Source organism: Rhodococcus rhodochrous, from assembly GCF_014854695.1.
GTDB lineage: Bacteria > Actinomycetota > Actinomycetes > Mycobacteriales > Mycobacteriaceae > Rhodococcus.
This window is the reverse complement of the sequence record NZ_CP027557.1, coordinates 333,207-356,444: the sequence shown is the minus strand read 5'-3', so window position 1 is coordinate 356,444 and position 23,238 is coordinate 333,207. Positions and strand designations below refer to the sequence as shown.

18 protein-coding genes are annotated in these 23,238 nt (G+C 67.9%); 4 read left to right on the top strand and 14 right to left on the bottom strand.

Going from position 1 to position 23,238, the window contains the following annotated elements; all coding sequences use genetic code 11:
• Window positions 1-26 precede the first annotated feature (26 nt).
• Genes C6Y44_RS01575 through mdlC form a run of 3 tightly spaced genes read right to left on the bottom strand, consistent with a single transcriptional unit; the run spans window position 27 to window position 4,573 of the window.
• Window positions 27-1,835, bottom strand: coding sequence for an ABC transporter permease (locus tag C6Y44_RS01575; protein ID WP_016690988.1), 1,809 nt, complete (start codon window positions 1,833-1,835; stop codon window positions 27-29).
• Complete coding sequence (locus tag C6Y44_RS01570; RefSeq protein WP_016690987.1) at window positions 1,832-2,953, bottom strand: ABC transporter ATP-binding protein; 1,122 nt, start codon at window positions 2,951-2,953, stop codon at window positions 1,832-1,834. The genes C6Y44_RS01575 and C6Y44_RS01570 overlap by 4 nt, the downstream gene beginning before the upstream one ends.
• 39 nt (window positions 2,954-2,992) lie before the next feature.
• The gene (mdlC, locus tag C6Y44_RS01565) at window positions 2,993-4,573 is read right to left on the bottom strand and encodes a benzoylformate decarboxylase (protein WP_159416939.1); all 1,581 of its coding nucleotides are present in this window, start codon (window positions 4,571-4,573) and stop codon (window positions 2,993-2,995) included.
• Window positions 4,574-4,713: 140 nt separating this feature from the next.
• On the opposite strand from mdlC, the gene C6Y44_RS01560 reads away from it, so the two are divergent.
• Window positions 4,714-5,631: a LysR family transcriptional regulator gene (locus C6Y44_RS01560; protein ID WP_120281139.1), complete on the top strand. Its 918-nt coding sequence runs from the start codon at window positions 4,714-4,716 to the stop codon at window positions 5,629-5,631.
• A 29-nt stretch (window positions 5,632-5,660) separates the two neighbouring features.
• Here the strand turns inward: C6Y44_RS01560 and C6Y44_RS01555 are convergent, their stop codons facing one another.
• From C6Y44_RS01555 to C6Y44_RS01525, 7 genes are all read right to left on the bottom strand, one after another.
• Window positions 5,661-6,416: an IclR family transcriptional regulator gene (locus C6Y44_RS01555; protein WP_016690984.1), complete on the bottom strand. Its 756-nt coding sequence runs from the start codon at window positions 6,414-6,416 to the stop codon at window positions 5,661-5,663.
• Window positions 6,417-6,513: 97 nt separating this feature from the next.
• The gene (locus tag C6Y44_RS01550; protein ID WP_159419064.1) at window positions 6,514-7,971 is read right to left on the bottom strand and encodes a benzaldehyde dehydrogenase; all 1,458 of its coding nucleotides are present in this window, start codon (window positions 7,969-7,971) and stop codon (window positions 6,514-6,516) included.
• Window positions 7,972-8,005: 34 nt separating this feature from the next.
• Window positions 8,006-8,830, bottom strand: a complete 825-nt coding sequence (locus C6Y44_RS01545) for an enoyl-CoA hydratase/isomerase family protein (RefSeq protein WP_016690982.1) — start codon at window positions 8,828-8,830, stop codon at window positions 8,006-8,008.
• Between the two features lie 26 nt (window positions 8,831-8,856).
• Window positions 8,857-10,092: a CaiB/BaiF CoA transferase family protein gene (locus C6Y44_RS01540; protein ID WP_016690981.1), complete on the bottom strand. Its 1,236-nt coding sequence runs from the start codon at window positions 10,090-10,092 to the stop codon at window positions 8,857-8,859.
• Window positions 10,089-11,255, bottom strand: coding sequence for a beta/alpha barrel domain-containing protein (locus tag C6Y44_RS01535; protein WP_016690980.1), 1,167 nt, complete (start codon window positions 11,253-11,255; stop codon window positions 10,089-10,091). Before C6Y44_RS01535 ends, C6Y44_RS01540 begins: the two co-directional genes overlap by 4 nt.
• On the bottom strand, window positions 11,252-12,685 hold the full coding sequence (locus C6Y44_RS01530) for an MmgE/PrpD family protein (protein ID WP_120281138.1): 1,434 nt from the start codon (window positions 12,683-12,685) through the stop codon (window positions 11,252-11,254). Before C6Y44_RS01530 ends, C6Y44_RS01535 begins: the two co-directional genes overlap by 4 nt.
• A gap of 10 nt (window positions 12,686-12,695) precedes the next feature.
• The gene (locus C6Y44_RS01525) at window positions 12,696-13,880 is read right to left on the bottom strand and encodes an acyl-CoA dehydrogenase family protein (RefSeq protein WP_016690978.1); all 1,185 of its coding nucleotides are present in this window, start codon (window positions 13,878-13,880) and stop codon (window positions 12,696-12,698) included.
• 314 nt (window positions 13,881-14,194) lie between these two features.
• Between C6Y44_RS01525 and C6Y44_RS01520 the strand changes: the two genes are divergently transcribed.
• On the top strand, window positions 14,195-15,412 hold the full coding sequence (locus tag C6Y44_RS01520; RefSeq protein ID WP_016690977.1) for an FAD-dependent monooxygenase: 1,218 nt from the start codon (window positions 14,195-14,197) through the stop codon (window positions 15,410-15,412).
• A 44-nt stretch (window positions 15,413-15,456) separates the two neighbouring features.
• Here the strand turns inward: C6Y44_RS01520 and C6Y44_RS01515 are convergent, their stop codons facing one another.
• Window positions 15,457-16,266 carry an IclR family transcriptional regulator gene (locus C6Y44_RS01515; RefSeq protein WP_159416940.1) on the bottom strand — a complete coding sequence of 270 codons (810 nt, stop codon included), beginning with the start codon at window positions 16,264-16,266 and terminating at the stop codon, window positions 15,457-15,459.
• A gap of 114 nt (window positions 16,267-16,380) precedes the next feature.
• Here C6Y44_RS01515 and C6Y44_RS01510 point away from each other — a divergent pair, with 114 nt between their 5' ends.
• The gene (locus C6Y44_RS01510; protein ID WP_016690975.1) at window positions 16,381-17,421 is read left to right on the top strand and encodes a cupin domain-containing protein; all 1,041 of its coding nucleotides are present in this window, start codon (window positions 16,381-16,383) and stop codon (window positions 17,419-17,421) included.
• 5 nt (window positions 17,422-17,426) lie between these two features.
• Entirely contained in the window at window positions 17,427-18,281 is an 855-nt protein-coding gene (locus C6Y44_RS01505; protein WP_016690974.1) for a fumarylacetoacetate hydrolase family protein, read from the top strand.
• Between the two features lie 103 nt (window positions 18,282-18,384).
• Here C6Y44_RS01505 and C6Y44_RS01500 read toward each other — a convergent pair whose 3' ends face one another.
• From C6Y44_RS01500 to C6Y44_RS01490, 3 genes are all read right to left on the bottom strand, one after another.
• Window positions 18,385-19,422, bottom strand: coding sequence for a MarR family transcriptional regulator (locus tag C6Y44_RS01500; RefSeq protein WP_174246951.1), 1,038 nt, complete (start codon window positions 19,420-19,422; stop codon window positions 18,385-18,387).
• Window positions 19,423-19,538: 116 nt separating this feature from the next.
• Window positions 19,539-21,428: an ABC transporter ATP-binding protein gene (locus tag C6Y44_RS01495; protein WP_016690972.1), complete on the bottom strand. Its 1,890-nt coding sequence runs from the start codon at window positions 21,426-21,428 to the stop codon at window positions 19,539-19,541.
• Window positions 21,425-23,152 carry an ABC transporter ATP-binding protein gene (locus C6Y44_RS01490; protein WP_159416941.1) on the bottom strand — a complete coding sequence of 576 codons (1,728 nt, stop codon included), beginning with the start codon at window positions 23,150-23,152 and terminating at the stop codon, window positions 21,425-21,427. The genes C6Y44_RS01495 and C6Y44_RS01490 overlap by 4 nt, the downstream gene beginning before the upstream one ends.
• Window positions 23,153-23,238: the final 86 nt, after the last annotated feature.

Below are 23,238 nucleotides of genomic sequence, written 5' to 3'. Positions count from 1 at the left end.
GGCCCTTCGTTTCTCGAAAAGTCCGGTCAGAGCGAATTGGTTCCGGAGTCCGACGCTTCGGCGAGCTGCTTCTTCTCCCGGTTGCCGGCGAGCTGGGCGAGGACGGCCAGCACGGCGATCACCAGGACGAACAGCACGCTGATGGAGGCCGCGACCGCCGTCTGCCCGTTCTCGAAGTTGTCGAAGACCAGGATCGACAGGATCCGGGTGTCGGAGGTGAACAGGAACAGCGAGGCCGACAGTTCGCGCATCGCCAGCATGAGCAGGAGCAGGAAGGTCGACACGATACCGACGCGCATCAGCGGCACGGTGACGTTGACGATGGCGCGCGACCGGCGGGCGCCGAGCATCACGGCACTGTCCTCGAGGTCGCTGTGCAGCTGCAGCATCGACGACGAGATCGAGCGGTAGCCCTGCGGCAACGCCACGGCGACACAGGCGACGGCGAGGATGATCAGCGTGCCGTAGATCGGGATCGGCAGGCTGAGCCAGGTCCAGAGGATGCCCATGCCGAGCACGATCGACGGGATGGCGAGCGGTGCGGTGGCGATCTGCTCGAGCAGGGCGCCGAGGCGGCTCTTGGTCCGGTAGCGGATGTACGAGGCGGAGAAGCTGATCGTCGTACCGGCGAAGGCGGCGACGACGGCCACGACCACCGAGTTCACGAGCGCCTTCTGGAAGTCGGCCGCCGAGGCCACCTCCACGATGTTGTCGAACGACATTCCGCCCTGGAACATCTGGGACATGCTGTACAGGTACGGTGAGTCCTGGGTGGCGGCGAGGAAGAGCGCGCCCATCGGCAGTGCGATCGCGAGCAGGAAGTACACGAGCGCGAAGATCGTTGCCGGCCAACGCCAGCCGCGCAGCGGCACCTGACGGGGACGGGCACCCTTGCCGGTCATCGTCGTGAACTTGCGGCGGTTGACGATCCACTGCTGGCCCATGGTGACGAAGACCAGGCCGAGCGTGAGCAGGATGGCGATACCGGCGGCGGCGTTCGCCTGGGCCGGGGCCGCACCCATGAGCCGGAAGATGTAGGTGGGCAGGGTCTCGATCCCCGCGGGGTTACCGAGCACCGCCGCGACCGGGAAGTTCTCCATGCTCAGCGCGAAGACGAGGATGCCCGAACCGAGCAGGGCCGGCATGGCGAGCGGCAGGGTCACCGTTCGGAACATCGTCTTCAGGGAGGCGCCGTGCACGGTCGCGGCCTCTTCGAGGTCGGCGTTCATCATCGACAGCGAACTGTGCACCAGCATGAACACGTACGGCGCGTAGAACAGGCCGAGAACGAAGATCAGGCCCGGGATGCTGTAGATGTTGATCGTCATGCCCAGGCCCAGGTCGGCAAGCAGGATGTTGACGAATCCGGCACTGGGAGAAGCGAGCAGCGACCAGGCGAGCGCACCCACGAGAGCCGGCACGAACACCGGCGCCATGCCGATGAAGAAGATGAACCGGCGCCAGGGCGCATCGGTGCGAGCACAGATGAAGGCGAGCGACGCACCGATCACGAGCGCGATGACCGTCGCCCCGAGGCCGAGCATGAGGGAGTTCACCAGACCCTTGACGGCGTCGGGACTCGTGAGCACCTTGAGGTTGTCGAGTGTGAGGGCACCGAGACCGCTGTTGCCCGGCCGCGGCACCTCGGTGGCGATCGCGGCGACGAGCACCAGGATCATCGGCATGATCACCAGGACGGCCAGGACGGCGAGGACCACCAGTGCCGCGCCGTTCTTGCGGAGGATTCCCCTGCGCCACAACGGCGCCGATACCGGGGTCTCCGGCTCGAGGTCGTCGACCGGATGTGTTTCGGGGGGTGTGGCCAGCTGGGTCATGCCGCGACCTCCTGCAGTCGTGCCTGTCGTGCCACATCGGCCGGCAGGACCTGGACGTTCTCCGGTGAGACCGAAGCGAACACGCGATCGCCGATCTCGAAGCGCTCGGCGCCCTTCGTCGGGGCGAAGATGTCGAGCTCACCTCCGTTGTCGAGGGTGACGGCGTAGCGGACGCTCGAGCCCTGGAAGCTCGTGACGGCGACGCGACCCGAGAACTCGTTGGTGCCACCGCCGGACACAGTCGACAGCATCAGGTCCTCGGACCGGATGCACGCCTTGAAGTCGTCGGCTGCGGCGAGGCCGCGTTGCTCGGTGCGGATCACCTCTCCCCCGTCGCGAACGGCCGTGACGTAACCGTCGGTGCCGACGGTGGCGGTGCAGTCGAAGATGTTGGACACACCGAGGAAGTGCGCGATCGACGCGCTCGCCGGCTCGTTGTAGATCGCGGTGGGGCCGCCGATCTGCACGATCCGTCCGCCCTGCATGAGCGCGATGCGGTCGGCGAGTGCGAATGCCTCCTGCTGGTCGTGCGTGACGTAGACCGTGGTCAGGCCGAGGCTCAGCTGGATCTCCCGCAGTTCCACCCGCAGGCGGTCGCGCAGGCGGGCGTCGAGGTTCGACAGCGGCTCGTCGAGCATGAGCACCGAGGGGCGCATCACGAGCGAGCGCGCGAGTGCCACACGCTGCATCTGTCCACCGGAGAGCAGGCTCGCGCCACGCTGCGCGAAGTCCGACAGACCGACGAGCTCGAGCACCTCCGCGACACGCGACTTGATCTCCGCCGCAGGGAGTTTCTGCAGCTTCAGCGAGTACGCGACGTTCTGGAAGACGGTCATGTGCGGCCAGACCGCGTACGACTGGAAGACCATGCCGACGTTGCGCTTGTTGGGCGGCAGGTTGATGCCCTTCGCCGCGTCGAAGACGACCGTGTCGCCGATGGTGATGCGACCGGCGGTGGGTTCCTCGAGGCCGGCGATGCACCGCATGGTGCTGGTCTTGCCGCAGCCCGACTTCCCGAGGAGCACAACCGATTCGCCCTCGTCGATCTCGAGGTTGAGGTTCTCGATGGCCGTGAACTTCCCGTAGCGGAGCTGCAGGTTCTCGATCGTGATCTTCATAGTGGTTCCTCAGGTTGTCTTTCCGGCGGGTGTCGGGTCCTACTCGAAGTACGTGACGGCTTCGATCAGCACCGGGGAGGTGCCTTCGAAAGCTCGGTGCAGGGCCGCCTTCAGTTCCTCGGCACCGGTGACCCGTTCGCCCTTCACGCCGTAGCCTTCCGCGATCTTGACGAAGTCGATGTCGGGCACGTCGAGTCCCGGGGTGTCGCCGGTGTCCAGAGCGCGGGTGAACCGGCGCAGCGCGCCGTACGTACCGTTGTTGAGGATGACGAACACCACCGGCACGTCGCGGCGGGCCGCGGTCCACAGTGCGGTGATCCCGAAATTGGCGGATCCGTCACCGATGGTCGCGACCACGCGACGCTCCGGATGGGCGAGCTGGACGCCGACGGCAGCGGGCAGGCCGAAGCCCAGGCCGCCGGAGGCCGGCGAGTAGAACGAACCCGGTTCGACGAGTTGGGTGTGCCGCCAGAAGGCGTCCGCTGTGGAGGTGGATTCGTTGACGTAGACCACGTCGCGGGGAGCGATCTCGGCGATGGTGGCGAACACCGTGTCGGGGTGCATGGCCTCGGTGCGATCGGCTCCGCGTGCGAACGCCTCCCGTGCCGGCTCGGCCGGAAGGTCGCGGCTGCGGACCCGCTCGGCGAGGATGCGCAGCGTCGCGCCGACCGGCGCGAGGTAGGCCTCGCCGAAGGGCGCACGGGCGACCTCGCCGGTGTCCTCGGACAGGTGCAGCACACGCGTGCCCTCCGCCAGGAAGGGACCCGGACGGTAGTGGTGGTAGCGGAAGACCGGGGCACCGGCGACGAGCACCACGTCATGGTCGGCCAGTGCCTCGTGGATGGACATGACGTTGGCGGGCAGCACCCCCCGGAACAGCGGATGGGTGTTGGGGAAGGGGCACCGCGACGGCGACGGTGCGATCCACACCGCGGCTCCGAGCGATTCCGCGAGCTGCACCGCGAAGCCGTTCGCGCGCTCCGCGTCGACGTCCGGTCCGAGGACCAGGGCGGGACGGACCGCACCGTCGAGGGCGGCGAGCAGTTCGACCGTCATCGCCTCGGACGGTTCGGTCGTCGTGGTGACGCGCCGCTCGGCGAGGTAGGAGGTGTTGGCCGGGGCCTCGTGCTCCCAGTCGTCGTAGGGCACCGAGACGTAGACCGGGCCGGGGGCGGGCAGGGTCGCCATGTGGACGGCCTGGCTGATGGTGCGGGGCACGTCCTCGGGGCAGGTCGGTTCGGCGCTCCACTTGGTGAGCGGTCGGGTCAGGCTCGCCGCATCGACGTTGGCCAGCATGACTTCCTGGCCGATGGTGTCGCGCACCTGCTGCCCCGCGGTGATCACCAGCGGCGAGTGCGAGTACACCGAGTTGGTGAGCACCCCCATGCCGTTGCCGGTGCCGGCTGCGGCGTGCAGGTTCACGAAGACCGGCTGTCCGCTCGCCTGCGCGTAACCGTCCGCCATCGCCACCACGGCGCCCTCGTGGAGACCGAGGACGTACTCGAAGTCCTCGGGGAAATCCTTGAGAAACAGAAGTTCGTTCGAGCCGGGGTTGCCGAAGATCGTGGTCATACCGTGCCGGCGCAGCAGCTCGAAGGTCACTTCGCGAATCGTGGGCATGCAGAGGTCCCCTTACAGCAGGACGAGAAGAGAATTCATAGGGTCGGGACGACCACTTATCAGCACACTATGTTAGAGCGGTCACATAGATCCAATAGATTCTGCCGATCGCATTATTCAATGCATCTATAGTCGACCGAATGGCGAACAACTACGACCTCAGTATGCTGCGGGTGTTCGTATCCGTCTACAAGACCAGAAGCGTCACGCTCGCCGCCGAGAACCTCTTCGTGGCCCAGCCGACCGTGAGCTACGCACTTGGCAAGCTGCGCAAGCGATTCGGCGACGAGTTGTTCGTCCGCCGCCACCAGCAACTCGTACCCACACGACTGGCCGACGAACTCTACCCCCGCCTGCGGGAGGTGCTCGAGCGTCTCGATGCCGTCATGAACGCCGCCGAGGCGTTCGACCCGGCCGCCACGACCCGGACCTTCCGGTTGGTGCTGTCCGATGTGGGCATTACGGGGCTTCTGCCCAAAATCATGGCTGCCCTGTCCGTTCGGGCTCCCCTCGCGAGCGTCGACGTGGTTCCCCTCGCCCTCTCGCACGCAGGCGAGGCGCTGTGGCTCGGGGACGCCGACGCGGTGGTGTGCACACCGGTTCTGAACGGGCAGGATCTCGACCGCACGCCGCTGTTCACGCAGCCCTACATCGGAGTGCGCCGACCCGACCATCCACGCATCGGACCGACACCGAACCTCGCGGAATTCGAGGCGGAACGGCACGTGTCGGTTGCCGTCGAAACCGGACATACTGCAGTGGATCTGCGCATCCGGGAACTCGGAATCCACCGCGACGTCGCGGTGACCCTCCCGAGCTTCACCGGCATCGCCGGCGTGTTGGCCTCGACCACCTATCTGGGATTCGCCCCGCGCGTCTACGCCGAACGCTCCGCCCGTCTCGGTGAGGTCGGCCTGTACGAACTGCCTTTCGAGGTACCGGAATCGGTGGTATCGCTGTACACGATCCGGCGCGACCTGCCGTCCCCCGAGATCGACTGGCTACGCGAGCTCGTCGTCGAGATCCTCGGCGACGGTTCGACGCTCGACCCGGCGTAGCTATCCGCTCGCATGCTGGATACGGCCGGTCAGAACTCGCCGGTCGCCGCGAGATCACGGGAAATCGCACGTGCCGTAGCGATCACGCGCGGCACGATCTGCTGGGGTTGCGGAATCCGGGACTCGGGGAAGGCCACCGTCACGCTGGCGACGATGCCGCCCTGCGAATCGAGCACGGCGGCCGCGACGGACGTGCGGCCGGGCAGGCCGTCGTTGCGGGCGATCCCCACACCCGTGCGGCGGATCTCCGCGAGCTGCGCACGCAGTTCCGGTATCCGTGCCGCCATCTCCGGATCCGACTCCGCATCGGCGACGAGCTCGTCCCAGGCCTCGGGGCTGTAGGCGAGCAGGACCCGCCCACCTCCGGTGCGGTGCAACGGAAGTCTGCGGGTCGCCCGGGAGGAATTGGCGGTGGGTTTGACGCGGGTGATGCGGTCGGAGAAGATCCCGTCCGATCCGTCCCGCACACCCAGGTAGACGGTGCCGCGTGTGGCGACGTGCAGGTCGACGAGATAGGGCTGCGCGAGCTCCCGGAGGCGACGCACCTGCGGCGCACCGATTCCCAGGCTCCAGATCCGCCGTCCGAGACGGTAGCGACCGTGGGACAGGCGTTCGACGCCCTCCCACCGCACCAGCGCCGCAAGCATCCGATGCACCGTGGCCGGTGGGAGCCCCGTGCGGTCGCAGATCCCCGCGACCGTCATCTCGGCGCCCCCGGCGAAACAGTCGAGGATCTCGAAGGCACGACCCAGGACCGACCGCTTGCCGTCGTCGTTGTTGCTCATGGCTCGTCCTGAGGTGGTGCGGGATGTGTACGACAACATCGAATCACATCCCGCACGCACCGTCCCGGACAGCCGTGCCGCGCACCGTCGATCGTTCTCAGAACGGATACGGCGCGATCTCCGACCGCACTGTGACCCACTGGGTTTCGGTGAAGGCCTCGAAGTTCGCCGCCGGACCACCGAAGCGGGAACCCGTTCCCGACGCCCCGGTGCCCCCCATCGGCGCGTACGCTTCGTCGCCGACGGTCTGCTCGTTGATGTGCAGCTTGCCGCAGTCGATGCGATCGGCCAACTGCATCGCGAGCCCCACTTCGCCGAGGATGCCGACCGACAGTCCGTACTCGCTCGCGTTCACCAGGGCAGCGGCCTCGTCGAGGTCGTCGAACGGCACGACCGGGGCGACCGGTCCGAAGATCTCGTCCGTCCACGCCCGCATCGACAGGTCGAGGTCGGCGAGCACGGTGGGCCGGTAGTACTGGCCGTCGTTGGTGCCACCGGCACACACCCGGGCACCGGCGTCCACGGCGTCGCGCACGATCGCGTCGATCGACTTCAGCTGTCGCTCGTCGATGATCGGGCCGAGATCGACGTCGTCGGTGAACGGATCGCCGACCCGCAGCGCGTCGGCCTTCGTGGCCAACTTCGCCACGTACTCGTCGTAGATGTCGCGATGGACGATGTGGCGGCCGGTCGCCATGCAGATCTGCCCCTGGTGCAGGAACGACCCGAAGGCTCCGGCGGAGGCGGCGCGGTCGAGGTCCGCTCCGGGCAGCACGATCAGCGCGTTGTTGCCTCCGAGCTCGAGGTGGGCCCGCTTGAGCAGGCGCGATGCGGCCTCCCCGACCCGGCGCCCGGCTGCGGTGGAACCGGTGAACGAGATGACGGCGACCTCCGGTGCGGAGACCACGGCCTCCCCGACGTCGGCGCCACCGGTGAGCACGTGGAGCACACCCTCGGGGAGACCGGCCTCCTCGAAGATCCGCGCGAGAACGACCCCACCGCTCACGGACGTACGCGGATCTGGCTTGAGCAGCACGCTGTTGCCGAGCGCGAGCGCCGGTGCGACGGAACGGATCGACAGCGTCAGCGGGAAGTTGAACGGAGCGATCACCGACACCACGCCCGCGGGACGGCGACGCGAGAACGACCAGCGGTCACTGTCGGTGGCCAGCACCTCTCCCGACGGATGCGTCGGAAGACCGGCCGCCTCATAGCATTCCGCTCGCGCTGCCGCGAGCTCCCGGCCGGCCTTGAGCCGGGTGCCACCCGACTCGCGGACCAGCCACTCCTCGATCTCCCCGGCGTGCTCGGCGAACAGGTCGCCGGCGCGACGCAGCACGGCAGCCCGGTCGGCAGGCTTCGTCGTGGCCCACGCCCGTTGCGCACCGGCTGCAGCGGTCGCCGCAGCCCGGACCTGGCCGGCGTCGGCGACACCGATCCGGCCGAGCTCCGTGCCGGTGGCGGCCTCGAGCGCCGGCTGGTCGCCCGCCGCTCCGGGGATCCAGCCACCGCTGTGGATGTTGCCGGCCCAACGGCCGGGGTCGAGAAGGTTCATCATGCTCCTTGCAGGCGCCGCGGCGTCGGTTCGGTCAGCGGTTCTTCCACACGGGTGCGCGCTTCTCGAGGAAGGCACGGACACCTTCGACGCGGTCCTCGCTCAGGTACGGATTGGGGCCGACGTTCAGGCGCAGGGCGCTCGGCAGCGGCAGACCCCAGCTCTTGGTGGCCATCTCCTTGTAGCGGCGCAACGTCACCGGTGAGTTCGCGAGGATGTCGTCGACGTACTTCTGGACCTCGGCCTCGAAGTCCTCGCGCGGGACGACGCGGTTGATCAGGCCCATCTCCTTGGCCTCCTCGACCGGGATGGTCCGCGCGGTGTAGAGCAGGTCCATCGCGACGGCGCGGGGCACCAGACGCGGCAGCAGCACCGAGCCGAGGTTGGCGCCCATGCCGCGGCGTGCCTCGGTCAGGCCGATCGTGGCACCCTCGACGGCGATGCGGACGTCGCTGGAGAGCACGATCTCGCAGCCACCTGCGATGGCGTGGCCGTTGATCGCGGCGATGACGGGCTTGTACGTCTCGAGCATCACCTCGAACAGCGCGCGGTACAGGCCGGTCATCGGGACGTGGACCTGACGCCCCGAGCGGGCGATGTCGTCCATCTCCTTCATGTCGCCGCCGGCGCAGAACGCCTTGTCCCCGGCACCGGTGATGACGACGGCGAAGACGTCCGGGTCCTCCCCCGCCTCGACGAACGCTTCGGTGAGCTGGTTGACGGTGCGACGCGCCATCGCGTTGCGGCGATGCGGACGGTTGATCGTGATCCACGCGGCGTTGCCGCGCACCTCGTAGAGGACCTCGTCGGAGTAATCCGGCTCGGCGTTGTCGACGGAACCGACTTCGGTGGTGGTCATGCTCTTTCGTTCCTTTCGCGGTCTCGTCAGGCCGGAGCCTGCTCGGTGGCGGCTCGCACCACACCGTCGGCGATCAGTGCGCGGATCTCGTCCTCGCTGCGTCCGAGCGCCGCGAGCACCTCGACGGTGTCCTCACCGAGGGCGGGCGGGCACTTGGTCAGCGGCGGGTACTGCCCGTCGAAGGTGACCGGGAGGTTGACGACCTCGAGATCCTCGACGACGGGATGAGGCAGCGGCTGCAGCATGCCGGTCGCCTTGACCTGCTCGTCGCGGTACACCATGTCGACCGTGTTCACCGGTGAGTGCGGCACGTTGGCGGCCTTCAACCGGACGAGCAGTTCGTCGAGGGTGAACTGCGAGGTGCGCTCGCCGAGAACGTCCTGGACGAGCTTGCGGTTCTCGACGCGCACGGGGTTGCTGGTGAAGCCTTCGCGCTCCCCCAGGTCCTGCGCGTCGATGGCCTCGAGCAGGCGACGGAAGATATCGTCGTTACCGGCCGAGATGAAGATGTGGCCGTCGGCGGTCGGGAAGGCGCCGTAGGGCACCACGCCGCGGAAGCCGGAGCCCAGACGACGCGGGGCGGGGTTGCCGGCCGCGATCCCGATCAGCGGCGAGGTGATCCAGGTCAGCGCCGTCTGAAGCAGCGAGTTCTGCACGTGGCAGCCGTTGCCCGTCATATCGCGGCGGCGCAGCGCCTCGAGCACCGACATCGCCATCCACATGCCGGTGCCCATGTCGAGCAGCGAGACGGGCACGCGGGCGGGTTCGCCGCCGTCCTCACCGGTCATCGACACGATGCCCGAGAACGCCTGCAGCAGCGGGTCGTAGGCGGGCTGCATGGCGCGGGGGCCGGTGTGGCCGTAGCCGGACATCTCGCAGTAGATCAGCCGCGGGTTGAGTTCGTGCAGGTACTCCCACGTGAATCCCGCCTTGGCGAGTGCGCCGGGGCGCAGGTTCTGGACGAGCACGTCGGCGTCGCGCAACAGGTCGACGAGGATCTTCTTGCCCTCGTCGGTCTTGTAGTCCAGCACGACGGACTTCTTGTTGCGGTTGAACGACATGAACGCGATCGACTCGCCGTTCCATGCGGGCGGCGCCCACTTGCGGGTGTCGTCCCCGGCCTGTCGCTCGATCTTGATGACCTCGGCGCCGAGATCCCCGAGGATCTGCCCGCCGAACGGCGCGGCGACCGAGGTGCTGATCTCGATCACCCGCAGGCCGGTGAGGGAACCGGGTGTGGGCTCCTGGATGGGAGTGCTCATGCGGAATCTCCTGTTCGGGACGACGCACCGGTGAGCAGCGTGCGTTCGAAGTCGTCGCGGGCGGCCGAGCGGATCTCGGTCTTCCAGGGCGAGAGTGCGCCCTCGTAGACCTGCGGTCCGAGCCGGAAATGCTGTGCCTGTTCGAAGGTTTCGATGAACGGCATGTCCATCGCGTAGACGTCGCTGCCGTAGGGTCGCGGACCCGCCTTCGAGACGTGACCCCACAGTTCGTGCCCGACGATCTCCTCGGCGAGCACCACGGCCTCGATGAGAGCCGCGAGATCGACACCGGTGTCGATGCCTTCGCTCTCGAGGAAGTGCACGAAGTCCTCGGTGGGGATCATGCGGGTGAGCCGGCCGTTGCCGCAGTAGGGGCAGCCGCCGAGTCCGCCGATGGCGGTGTCGACGACGAGGGTGTGGCGCTCGTCGAGTTCGCAGAAGGCGGCGTAGGCGCTCAGCGGCGCCATGCCGCGCGCGTTGTGCAGGTGCACCTGGAAGTGCCAGATCTCGGGCCAGGTCGCAAGAATCCGGCGGATCTGGGAACGCATGGCGGCGGGGGTGTTCCAGCTCATCGGATCACCGAGGTGGACGCGCGTGACGGGAACGCCTGCGGCGGTCCACTTGTCGATCTGCAACTGCAGGATCTCCATGCGGCGGTCCTCGCCGATCTCACCGGTCCAGTTCGATCCCCAGCACGCGTTGACGGAGACCTGGGCCTCCTGCGCACCGCGTTCGACAGCGCGGGCGATGACACCGTCGAGCGCGTCGATCTCGTCCTGCATCGACCGTGCGGTGTTGCGCTGGACGAAGACGTCGTCGAGGTGGATCTTGGACTGTCCGATGCGCGGGTCCGGCGGGGTGATCTTCGGAGCGAACGACGCGCGCCGCTCGACACCCTTCTGGTTGAGTGCCAGGGCGGTGTAGCGCACTCCGTCGACCGGGGTGAATCCCTCGACGATCTTCTCGATCTCCGCCATCTGCGGCACCCACTTGGGTGAGACGAACGAGCCGACCACGATGGTCTTCAGGCCCGTGGCCGAGAGTGCGTCCAGCAGCCGGATCTTGTCCTCGACCGGGATGTTCGCACTCTCGATCTGCATGCCCTCGCGCATGCCTTCCTCGATGATCTCCACCCTCGGGTGCGAGCGCTGTGTGGCGGTCATGCCAGTCGTCCTTCCGTACGGTATTCCGGCGCCAGGGCCGCGGCGACCTGCTGCAGGGCTCCGCCGCGCGCCGATGCGACGAGCGCGGAGTGCAGGGTCGATGCCGCTTCGGCGGTGAGTCCGCCGGTGGCGCAGCAGTCGTCGAACTTGTCTCGTAGTTCCTCGTCGCTCAGCGGGTTGCGTCCGTCGCCGCGGGTGATGTCGACGCGTTCGGCGTGTCGTGCACCGTCCTGCGTGAGCACCTCGACCACCGAGTACCCACCCGAGAAGGTCGGTGCGCCGGCGGGAGGTTCGGCGCTCTCGGTGATGCTCACCGCGTTCATCAGGCGGATGGTCTCGGGTTCGGCGAACGCGTCCTCGGTGAAGTCGGCCAGGACGACGGCTCCGCGCTGCAGTGCGACCGAGACGGCGTACTCGGCGCTGAACTTCGCGGCCGTGGCCGAGACCGGAGGGAAGGCCACGAGCGCGCGGGTTCCCCTCGGATGCACGGTGATCCGGACCTCGCGGATCGGGGCGCCGGCGATGCGCTCGCGCAGTGCCAGGCTTGCGTCGATGCTGCGGTGCGTGCCGTAGCAGGCGGGATACCTCTTGATGCCCCAGTCGCTGGGCCACGCGTCCAGCCAGTACTCGAGGCGTTCGGCGAGGGTCTCGTCCGGATCGCCGAGCGGTGCCAGTTCGGGATCGCCGTAGCGGTCGAAGAATCCGGCGTCCGCTTCGAGTTCACGCGGATTGGCGGTGAAGCCCGCCTCGGCGAGATCGACGGCCGTGACGGCGTCGCGGGCGGCGAGGCCGGCGTGCAGCGGCTTGGTCATCGATCCGAAATTGGGGCGTGAGCCCGCGGCCATCGAGGCCACGATGCCCAGGGCGTGCGCCGCGTGCTCGGACGACATCTCCACCAGGCGCGCGACGGCCGCGACGGCGGCGAGCCGGCCCACCGTGGAGGTGGTGTGCCAGCCCCGGGCGTAGTGGACGTGCTGCGGGAGCAGGTCCGCCACCGCGCGGAAGACGGCGGCACCGACGTCGTACGCCTGCACCAGCCGGCGGGTGTCGGCCCCGCGCTGCTCGGCGACGGCGAGCAGCGCGGGAACGATCACCGTGCTGGGGTGGATGGGCATGCTCGGCGAGATGTCGTCGTAGTCGAGCTGGTGCCCGGCGGTGCCGTTGAGCAGCGCTGCGGTGGCAGCGCTCGCCGTGCGGCCCGTCGTCCATACCGTTGCCCGGCCCGAGGTTCCCTCGGCCGCGGCCCAGTTCTGCAGGATCCGTTCGGCGGGCTCGTGCGCGGAGGCGAGAGCCGAGCCGACGGTGTCGACCAGGATGCGGCCGAGAAGTTCCTCGTGTTCGTCGCGGGCGATCTCGCCGCCCGCGGCGAAGGCGGCCAGCACCGACGTCAGTCCGTCGGTGTCGGTCCGCAGCGGCATGGGTGCACCCATCGTGCTTCTCCTAGTACGACTTCGGCAGGCCGAGCGTGGCGTGCGCGATGCCGGCGAGGACGATGTTGTTGGAGATCGGCGCGGTGGAGGGGAGGCGGGCCTCGCGCCACTTGCGCTCGATGCCGTACTCCTCGGCCGCGGCGTATCCGCCGAAGGTGTCGAAGGCGGCCTGTGCTGCCTGCCAGAGTGCCTGCGAGGCGAGCAGTTTCGCGCCGTTGACCTCGAAGCGGGGGTTCTCGCCGGCGGCGTACATCTCGGCGGCGCGCCAGCGCATGAGCGAGGCGGCCTGCAGGTTCGCGTAGGCCTGGGCGATGGGGAACTGGACGCCCTGGTTCATGCCGATCGGGCGGCCGAAGACGTGCCGCTCGTTGGCGTACTGGACGGCGCGGTCGATGAGGTGGAAGCCGGCACCGATGTACTCCGAGGTGACGATGATGCGCTCGGAGTTCATGCCGGACAGGATGACCTTGAAGCCCTTGTGCTCCTCGCCGATCCGGTTCTCGACCGGCACGCGCAGGTTCTCGATGGCGAGCTCGTTGGTCTCGTGGTTGACCATGGTCTTGATCGGGGTGGCCCGGATGGTGCCGTCCTCGATCGCCTTGCGCAGGTCGACGAGCAGCACGGTGAAGCCGTCGGACGGCTTGGAGGCATCCTCGCGCTTCTTGGTCCGGGTGAGCAGAAGCAGCAGGTCGGAGTGCTGGATGCGGGAGATGAAGATCTTGTTGCCGTTGACGACGTACTCGTCGCCCTCGCGCTGGGCGAAGGTGCGGATGCGAGTGGTGTCGGAGCCGGCGTCGGGCTCGGTGATGCCGAAGGACTGCAGACGCAGTTCGCCGGAGGCGATCTTCGGCAGGAAGCGCTGCTTCTGCTCGTCGTTGCCGTGACGGAGCAGGGCGCCCATGGTGTACATGCCGGCGCGCGCCGCACCGGCGTGGCAGCCGTTGCGTTCGAGCTGCTCGAGAACGACTGCGGCATCGCGGATGTCGGCTCCGCCTCCGCCGTACTCCTCGGGGACGAGCATGCCCATCCAGCCGGTCTCGTAGAGCGTGTCGACGAACTTCTCCGGGTATTCACCGGCGGCGTCGCAGGCACGCCAGTAGTCGTTGTCGAACGGCTCGCACAGCTCGTCGATGGCGCTACGGATGGCGCGCTGTTCTTCCGTGAGACTGAAGGCGGACGATTCGATTGCGGTCACGGCGACCTCTCCTGCATGTCGTGGGTGTGATGACAGCCAATCCGACGTCCAGGAGACGCAGAAGCCCATCTATCACCCAGTGAAATGGTTCGTGGAAATCGGTGGTCGGGAACTCCCGACGGACGGTAGCCGTGAGAGTAGGGCCGTCCGGAGCGGCCGAACAACGCCGACTGTCACTCAGTGATAGATCGTTTTCGGAATCGCAGGAATCGAGCGGTCGAGGGTTGACCAGCCATTCCCGCGAACCTAATCTGTCATGCAGAATTGAATTCCTCGATACAGAACATCTCTGTGATCACCGGAAAGGTTGCCCTATGAGCACCTCGGCAGAAATCATCGACGTCCCCCTGCTCATCGTCGGCGGCGGCATCGCAGGCCTCGCCACGGCCCTCGGCCTCGCCCGCAAGGGCCGCCCGGCGCACGTGATCGAGCGCGCCCCCGAGTTCGGCGAGGTCGGCGCCGGCATCCAGCTGGCCCCGAACGCCATGGCCGTCCTCGACAGCCTCGGCGTGATGGACGCGATCATGAAGGACGCCGTCCTCCCGCAGAAGAAGCGGTACATGGACGCCGTGACGGGCGAGGAGATCGGCACCGTCGATCTCGGACCCGAGTTCGTCGAACACTACGGCTACCCCTACGTCGTCACGCACCGGGCCGACCTGCACGGCGCGCTCCTCGAAGGCTGCCGCGCGAGCGATCTCGTCACCCTGGAGACGAACCGCGAGGTCCTCCGCGCCGAGAACCTGCCCGACGGCCGCGCGAAGGTGGTCTGCGCCGACGGCACCGAGTACATCGCCGACGCCGTGGTCGGCGCCGACGGACTGCGCTCGTCGATCCGCCCGCTGATCGTCGAGGACGAGCCCGTTCCCTCCGAGTACGTCGCCTACCGCGGCACCGTGCCGATCGAGATGGTGCCGGCCGACGCCGTGGAGACCCCGATGGTGCTGTGCTGGCTGGGCCCGCACATGCACCTGATCCAGTACCCGCTGCGCGGTGGCAAGCTCTACAACAACGTCGCCGTCTTCCGCTCGGACTTCTACTCCCCCGACCACGAGAACTGGGGAACCGAGGAGGAGCTCGACGCCCGCTTCGGCCTGTGCTGCGACAAGGTCCGTGAGGCCGGGAAGTACCTCAACCGCGAGATCCGCTGGCCGATGTACGACCGGGAGCCGGTCACCACCTGGACCTCGGGCGCGGTGAGCCTCATCGGCGACGCCGCCCACCCGATGCTCCAGTACCTCGCCCAGGGTGGCGCCCAGTCACTGGACGACTCGCTCGCGATGGTCGATGCGCTCGTGACCGAGCCGAACGTCGAGGCCGCGTTCAAGACCTTCGAGGCACGACGGGTGCCGCACACCGGCAACATCCAGCGCCTCGCCCGGGTCGCAGGCGAGCTGTTCCACATCGACGGGGTCGGGCGCGCGCTGCGCAACTACTCCTTCAAGGACCACAACCCCACGGACTACGAGAACCTCGACTGGATGTTCATGCCGCTGTCGGTGGCCGGCGACACCCGCAACTACCCGTACTGACCTGCATCGTCGCCGGCCGGGCGTCCATCCGGCCGGCGACGGGGCTACCGCCCGGAACCGGCCAGGGTGTCGGCGAGTTCGTCGGCCGCCTTCCGGGCTGCGGCGAGCACCTCGCCCCAGCGGTCGACGCCGATCCGCCCGGTCGGGAAGGTGATACCGATGGCGAAGCCGGAGGTGCTTGCACCGGAGAACCCGGCGGCAGGGGTGCCCGCACCGGAGATCCCGGCGGAGGCGGCACCCACCGAGACGGCCACCGCGCTGACACCCGACTCGACCTCGCCGTCCTGTGCGGCGTAACCCCGCTCCCGGATCACCTCGAGCTGGGACAGCAGGGTCTGCCGTTCGGACTGTTGCAGGCCGTTCGGCAGATGAGGCTCGATGTCCCCGCCCATCCCGGCGAGCAGCGCCTTACCCATGGCGCTCGAATACGCCGGCTGCGAATGACCCGACCGGTCACCCACGCGCAGCAGATGGGGGCTCTCCACCGAGAGCAGCGTCAGAGCCCGATCCCCGTCGAGGGTGGCGAGGTGCACCGTCTCCTGGGTGAGGGCCACGAGCCGCTCCAGGATCGGCCGGGCCAGGTCGATGACCCGGCCGCGGAAGTTCGACAGCCGCTCCATGGTGGGACCGGCCCGGTACATCTTGGACTCGGGATCCTGTTCGGCGAAGCCGTAGTGCGCCAGCATCTGCAGCAAGCGGTGCGCGGTGGACGGGGCGATACCCAGCAGGGCGGCGGCATCGCCCACCCGCAGTCCGTCGGGTCGCTCGGCGACCACGAGGAGCAGTCGGAGAGCCTTGTCGACCGAACCGACAGGATATGCCGGTGCGTCCCGACGCGCAGAGTCAGTGGCCATGATTCTTTATAACAGAACGATTCGCAGTTATTCCTTGACCAACCACCCCAAATCCCGTATTAATTCTGTATCGAGGAATCAATCTCCGCATTGCAGAACAGAGAGGATCGTGCGATGAGTGTCGACACCACCCGGTCCGACGAGACGGTGCACGACGACTTCTACGCCGAACTCGCGGACAACCACTACTCCCCGCTCTGGCAGCTCATGGGCAATCTGGGCCCGGAAGCGAAAACCACTCTGGTGCCGCACATCTGGCGCTACGAGCAGGCGCGGCGGTTGATGGTCGAGGCCGGCGAGATCGTCCCGCTCGAGGACGCACTCCGCCGCGTCCTCGGTTTCCGCAACCCCGGCTGCCTCCCGCACCAGCGCACCGGAGCCACCGACACCCTCTGGTCCGCACTGCAATTGGTGCTGCCGGGGGAGATCGCCCCGGCACACCGCCACACGCCGTCCGCACTGCGCTTCATCGTCGAGGGCGACGGCGCCTACACCGTCGTCAACGGCCAGCGCGTCCCGATGGACGAGGGCGACTTCCTGCTGACCCCCAACGGGCACTGGCACGAGCACGGCCACACGGGCGAGGGCCCGATGATCTGGCTCGACGGGCTCGACTCCCCGCTGATGTCGCGGCTGAACCAGTACATCATCGAAGAGGACCCCGAATGCCAGGAGGTGGACGCACCGCTCCCCGCCGCCTACGGCAACGGACTGTTCGCCAAGCCCTGGGGTGAACCCGAAAAGGTCGAGCAGCCACTGGTGTACAAGCTCGCCGATGCACTCGAGACCATCGAGTACCTGCGTACGCGCGAAGGTGATCCCTTCGACGACATCATCGTCGAGTACCGCAACCCGATCACGGGCGGACCGGTGATGACCACCATCGGCGCCTACCTCCAGCTGATCCGCCCGGGCGTCGACACCCGTGCCCATCGGCACACCCACTCGACCGTCTACCACGTGGTCCGCGGATCCGGATACTCGATCGTCGACGGCCGGCGTATCGACTGGACCAAGGGCGACACCATCGCAATTCCGTTGTGGTACGAGCACTCCCACCACAATCCGACCGGCGAGGACGCAATCCTGTTCTCGTACACCGACAAGCCCGCCATCGATGCGCTCGGAATCGGCCGCATCCGACCCAGCGAGTAGGAATCATGAAGCTCTACGTCTACAACGACTACCGACTCGGCGTCGAGGCCACCGACGGCACCCTCGTCGACATCACCGATCTCGTCCCCGAGCACACCGAACCGCGTGAGCGCACGAACGCGCTCATCCGCGCCTGGTCGACCGTCTCCGCCGACGTCTCGTCCCGCGTCGCCTCCGGCGGCGGGCAGACACTCGACTCGGTGACCGTCCGCGCACCGCAACCCCAGCCGCGCAACCTGTTCGCCGCGCCGGTCAACTACCACAAGCACCAGCAGGAGATGGGTGGGGACAAGGGCGTCTACACCGATCGCAAGATCCTCGACGTCTCGGTCCGCAAGGGCTTCCTCAAGGCCGTCACGTCCATCGTCGGACCGGACGGCGCGATCGAACTCCCCTACGAGGACCGGCGTTTCGACCACGAGGCCGAGGTCGGCATCATCATCTCGAAGGAGGCGAAGCGGGTCTCCGTCGAGGAGGCACTCGACTACGTCTTCGGGTACACCCCGCTGCTCGACATCACGCTGCGCGGCGACGAGGACCGGTCGTGGCGCAAGTCCATGGACACCTTCACCCCGATCGGCCCCTACATCCTCACCGCCGACGAGGTGGAGGACCCGGAGAACCTCGACTTCTGGCTCACCGTGAACGGCGAGATGCGGCAGAAGTCCAACACGTCCTTCCTCATCTGGGGCATCGCCAAGCTGATCTCGGAGTACTCGCAGGTGATCACCCTGCAGCCCGGTGACATCATCGCCACCGGCACCCCCGAGGGCGTCGCACAGATCGTCCCCGGCGACACCGTCGTGCTCACCATCCCGGCGATCGGCGAGCTGACCATGCCGGTCGTCGCGCGTCCCTAGAGTTCGACCGCAGTAAACCTCGCGTCGGTGGCCCGTTCGGGATATCGAGCGCCTGTCGATCGGACCACGTATCCGACTCGAACGGGTCACCGACGCTCTCGTCTCACCGCGCCTGCATCGCGCCGATCGGGTCGACGTACATCACCCGCGACGCCGCACCGAGCGCCGCCGCCGACCGCAGATCGTCGTCGGGTTCCGAGAACCGCAGCGGCACATCGTTGTACGACGACCGCTGCCGGTAACCGTCGGACACGTCCTCACGATCCGATCCGTGCCCGGTGAGCGCCTCACCACCGACGGTCACCACATCGGGATTCACGACGTCGCGCACCAGCGCGACCGCACGGCCGAGGAGCACCGCCCGGTTCGGCGACGGGTCGGTGCCATCGGCGCTCCCCGGTTCGAGTACAGCACAGAACGATTCGATGTCGTCGGCCGAGGACCGTGCGAGGCCGTCCACGAGCCACGCCATCGAGATCGATTCCTCCGCACACAGATACAGCCAGCTCTCGGGTCGTCGCCGGAAGGCACTCTCGAACCGGCGGTATTCGACCTCCGCGACCGCCTCCACGTACGGAACGACCGTGTACGGCGTGGGCACGATCGCCCGGAACAACACGTCCACGGGCGCTTCGCACCAGCCCAGCCGCGGGTGGTCGAGCGCCCCTCGGTGCTCGTCGTACAGACCACCCACCGCGAGGCCGGCCCACAGCGGCTGCCTGCCGTGCAGCTGCGACTCGTGCACCCGCAGCGCCGCACCGATCGCGGCGAAGACATCGAACGCCGACGCCGGGGTCGCGAAGGTCGTCCGGTGCAGCTCCCGTCCGAGCAGGTCGCCGGAGACCACCCGGGTCTCCCGCTCCCCCAGATGGATACCGGCGAGGAAGCCCCGTTCGGTGTCCACCTCCACCGGCACGTGCGGCCGTCCCACCCGCCCCCGCGGAGCGAGATCGGGACGGTCGCGCAGCAACCCGTGATCGAGCAACGACGTCACCGCCCGGTTGACCGTCGACGCCGACAGGCCCGTGAAGTCGGCGAGCATCGTGCGCGTCGCCGGTCCCCCACGTCGTAGGTGCTGCATGATCCACCCCGCCGGTGTGGTCTCGTCGACCTGGAAGACCCCCGGTCGCGCAGAACGCACGAGATCGAGAGTCGACCGTACCGCCGTTGTCCGCACCCCCGTCATGGCCAGAAGTGTCCCGCCCCGCCCGCGAGGACGGAATGGTTTGTATCAGGCCGCGCCGAAGTCTCCCGTGTTCACTCCACGAGTGCCTTGAACTGCGCGTCGTACAGCCTCGCGTACGCACCGGCCGCCTCGAGCAGCCCCTCGTGCGTGCCCTGTTCGACGATCCGTCCGTCCTCCATCACCACGATGCGGTCGGCGTTGCGGATGGTCGACAGGCGGTGGGCGATGACGAAGCTGGTGCGGTCGTCGCGCAACCGCGCGGTGGCCTGCTGGACGAGCAGTTCGGTGCGGGTGTCGACCGAACTCGTCGCCTCGTCGAGGATGAGGATCGACGGCTTGGACACGAACGCCCGCGCGATCGTGATGAGCTGACGCTCGCCGGCGCTGAGGTTGCCGTCGTTCTCCTCGTCGATGATCGTGTCGTAGCCGTCGGGCAGGGCCCGCACGAAACGATCGACGTAGCTCATCCTGGCCGCGGACATGATCTGGTTCTCGGTCGCGTACGGATTGCCGTAGGCGATGTTCTCGCGGATGGTGCCGCCGAACAGCCAGGTGTCCTGCAGGACGATGCCGATGCGCGAGCGCAGTTCGTCGCGGGACATCGAACGGATGTCCACACCGTCGACGAGGATCCGGCCCGCGTCGACCTCGTAGAAGCGCAGGATCAGGTTGATGAGGGTGGTCTTGCCGGCGCCCGTGGGTCCGACGATCGCGATCATCTGGCCCGGTTCGGCCCGCAGCGACAGGTTCTCGATGAGCGGCCGGTCGGGGGTGTACGAGAAGGCGACGTTCTCGAACTCGACGAGTCCGTGCCGGCTCCACGGCATCGTCGGCGCCGCGACCTCCGGTTCTTCCTCCGGTTCGTCGAGCACCGCGAACACTCGCTCGGCCGACGCCGACGCCGACTGCAGCAGGTTGACCATCGCGCCGATCTGCGCGAGCGGCTGCACGAGCTGACGCGAGTACTGGATCATCGCCTGGATCTCGCCGAGCGTCGCGGTGCCCGACGCGATCCGCAGACCACCGAGCACCGCGATGACGACGTAGCCGACGTTGCCGAGGAAGGTCACGAACGGCATCACCAGGCCGGACACGAACTGTGCACGGTAGGAGGCCTGGTACAGCGACTCGTTGGTGTCGGTGAAGCGTCGCTGCACCTCCGCGGTCCGGCCGTAGGCGGTGATGAGTTCGTGCCCGGTGAAGGCCTCCTCGATCTGCCCGTTGAGCTTGCCGGTCGTCTCCCACTGCGCGAGGAAGTGCTTGCGCGAGCGTCGCGCGATCACCGCCGTCGCCACGACCGACGCCGGGACGGTCAGGATCGCGACGAGCGCGAGCATCGGCGAGATGAACAGCATCATCACCACGAGACCGAGCAGGGTCAGCACCGCGAGGACGAGCTGGGAGATGGACTCCTGCATGCCCGCCGCGACGTTGTCGATGTCGTTGGTGACGCGGCTGAGCAGGTCGCCGCGCGAATGCGTGTCGAAGTACCGCAGCGGCAACCGGTGGATCTTGCGTTCGATCCGCGACCGCATGTCGCGCACGACGCGCTGCACGATCTCGTTGAGGCCGTAGGCGGCGACCCAGATCAGACCGGACGAGAGCAGGTACAGCGCGAGGACGATGACGAGGATCCGGCCGAGGGCCGAGAAGTCGATACCGAGGCCGGGGACCACGTCCATCCCCGAGACCATGTCGGCGAACTGATCGCGGCCCTCGGCGCGCAGACCGGCGACGGCTTCGTCCTTGGTCTGTCCGGCGGGGAGCTGCATGCCCACCACCCCGTCGAAGATGACGTCGGTGCCGCGACCGAGCACGAAGGGCGCCACCGACATGCTCACGACGCCGAGGAAGGCGGAGAGCAGCACCGAGTAGACGGCGTAGCGGTGCGGGTGGAGCAGGCCGAGCACCCGGCGGATGGTGCGCAGACGCGACGGTGCCGCGGCTTCCGGAGTCGTCATACCGTGGCCATCCTCTGCGACTCGACGATCTCCGAGTACGTCCGGCACCGGCCGAGCAGTCCGAGATGCGTCCCGGAATCGACCATGACGCCGTTGTCGAGGACGACGATGCGGTCGGCGTCCTGCACGGTGGAGACCCGCTGCGCGACGATGAGCACGCACGCGTCGCGCGTCTCGGGTTCGAGCGCCGCGCGCAGACGGGAGTCGGTCGCCGGGTCGAGTGCGGAGAAGGCGTCGTCGAACAGGTAGATGGCGGGCCGGCGGACGAGGGCGCGGGCGATCGCGAGTCGCTGCCGCTGTCCGCCGGAGACGGTCGTGCCGCCCTGGGAGAGGACGGTGTTCAGTCCGTCCTCGGTCTTGTGGACGAAGTCGGCGGCCTGCGCGACCTCGAGGGCGTGCCACAGTTCGTCGTCGGTGGCGTCGGCGCGTCCGTACCGGAGGTTGTCGGCGATGGTGCCGGAGAACAGGTAGGCCTTCTGCGGCACGACGGCGATGCGCGAGCGCAGCACATCGGTGTCGAGTGCCCGGACGTCGATACCCGCGACGAGCACCTGCCCGGCGGTGACGTCGATCAGCCGCGGTACGAGTCGCATCAGGGTGCTCTTGCCCGATCCGGTGCCGCCGATGATCGCGGTGGTGGAACCGGGGTCGGCGCGGAACGACACCCCGCTGAGCACGGGAGCGTCGGCGCCGGGATAGGAGAATCCGGCATTGCGCAGTTCGAGAGTGACGCGGGGCGGCAGTTCGCGGACGGGTTCGGCGGGCGAGGACACCGTCGGTTCGGTGTCGAGCACGTCGAGGATGCGCTCGGCACAGACCGCGGCGCGCGGAGCCATGATCGCGACGAACGACGTCATGAGCACAGCCATGAGGATCTGGGCGATGTAGGTGATCATCGCGGTGATGGAGCCGACCTGCATCGCACCGGAGTCGATGCGGTGGGCGCCCACCCACAGGACGCCGACGGTGCTCACGTTCGAGATCAGCAGCACCGCCGGGTACAGCACGGAGTTCACGCGGCCGACGCGCAGGGCGGTGGCGGTGAGGTCGTCGTTGGCGCCGTCGAAGCGGGCCTTCTCGGTCTCGTCGCGCACGAATGCCCTGATCACGCGGATGCCGGTGATCTGCTCGCGCAGCACCCGGTTCACAGAGTCGATGCGCTTCTGCATGACCCGGAAGCCGGGCAGCATGAGCGCGATGAGCGTGACCATGGTGAAGATCAGGACCGGGACGGCGACGACCAGCACGAGCGAGGTGCCGGGGTCCTGGCGGATCGCCATGATGACGCCACCGATCCCCATGATCGGGGAGGTCACGACGATGGTGCAGGTCATCAGCACGAGCATCTGGACCTGCTGCACGTCGTTGGTGTTGCGGGTGATCAGCGACGGGGCACCGAACGTCCCGAACTCGCGCGCCGAGAACCGCCCCACATTCCGGACGAGCTCGAGCCGCACGTCGCGGCCGAAGCCCATCGCGGCACGCGCCGCGAAGTAGACGGCACCGGTCGCGGCGCCGACCTCGACGGCGCTGATGACGAGCATCAGCAGACCGGTCCGGATGATGTAGTCGATGTCCCCGGTCGCCACGCCGTTGTCGATGATGTCGGCGTTGAGACTCGGGAGCAGCAACATGCCCCCGGTCGCGACCAGCTGCAGGAGTACGACCCCCGCGAGGGCACCCCGATAGGGCGCCGTGAAGCGGCGCAACAGCCGTAGCAACATGGGCATTACGCTACCTGCGACTCCTTGCAGCAATCTTCACGAACCACTTCGGCACCGCCGACCGTCTCACCCCGGGCGGCCACGCA

What these genes read in the sequence shown, in the direction of transcription:
- C6Y44_RS01575 (WP_016690988.1), bottom strand. Translation starts at nt 1,835, where the DNA reads ATGACCCAGCTGGCCACACCCCCCGAAACACATCCGGTCGACGACCTC.
- C6Y44_RS01570 (WP_016690987.1), bottom strand. Translation starts at nt 2,953, where the DNA reads ATGAAGATCACGATCGAGAACCTGCAGCTCCGCTACGGGAAGTTCACG.
- mdlC (WP_159416939.1), bottom strand. Translation starts at nt 4,573, where the DNA reads ATGCCCACGATTCGCGAAGTGACCTTCGAGCTGCTGCGCCGGCACGGT.
- C6Y44_RS01560 (WP_120281139.1), top strand. Translation starts at nt 4,714, where the DNA reads ATGGCGAACAACTACGACCTCAGTATGCTGCGGGTGTTCGTATCCGTC.
- C6Y44_RS01555 (WP_016690984.1), bottom strand. Translation starts at nt 6,416, where the DNA reads ATGAGCAACAACGACGACGGCAAGCGGTCGGTCCTGGGTCGTGCCTTC.
- C6Y44_RS01550 (WP_159419064.1), bottom strand. Translation starts at nt 7,971, where the DNA reads ATGAACCTTCTCGACCCCGGCCGTTGGGCCGGCAACATCCACAGCGGT.
- C6Y44_RS01545 (WP_016690982.1), bottom strand. Translation starts at nt 8,830, where the DNA reads ATGACCACCACCGAAGTCGGTTCCGTCGACAACGCCGAGCCGGATTAC.
- C6Y44_RS01540 (WP_016690981.1), bottom strand. Translation starts at nt 10,092, where the DNA reads ATGAGCACTCCCATCCAGGAGCCCACACCCGGTTCCCTCACCGGCCTG.
- C6Y44_RS01535 (WP_016690980.1), bottom strand. Translation starts at nt 11,255, where the DNA reads ATGACCGCCACACAGCGCTCGCACCCGAGGGTGGAGATCATCGAGGAA.
- C6Y44_RS01530 (WP_120281138.1), bottom strand. Translation starts at nt 12,685, where the DNA reads ATGGGTGCACCCATGCCGCTGCGGACCGACACCGACGGACTGACGTCG.
- C6Y44_RS01520 (WP_016690977.1), top strand. Translation starts at nt 14,195, where the DNA reads ATGAGCACCTCGGCAGAAATCATCGACGTCCCCCTGCTCATCGTCGGC.
- C6Y44_RS01515 (WP_159416940.1), bottom strand. Translation starts at nt 16,266, where the DNA reads ATGGCCACTGACTCTGCGCGTCGGGACGCACCGGCATATCCTGTCGGT.
- C6Y44_RS01510 (WP_016690975.1), top strand. Translation starts at nt 16,381, where the DNA reads ATGAGTGTCGACACCACCCGGTCCGACGAGACGGTGCACGACGACTTC.
- C6Y44_RS01505 (WP_016690974.1), top strand. Translation starts at nt 17,427, where the DNA reads ATGAAGCTCTACGTCTACAACGACTACCGACTCGGCGTCGAGGCCACC.
- C6Y44_RS01495 (WP_016690972.1), bottom strand. Translation starts at nt 21,428, where the DNA reads ATGACGACTCCGGAAGCCGCGGCACCGTCGCGTCTGCGCACCATCCGC.
- C6Y44_RS01490 (WP_159416941.1), bottom strand. Translation starts at nt 23,152, where the DNA reads ATGTTGCTACGGCTGTTGCGCCGCTTCACGGCGCCCTATCGGGGTGCC.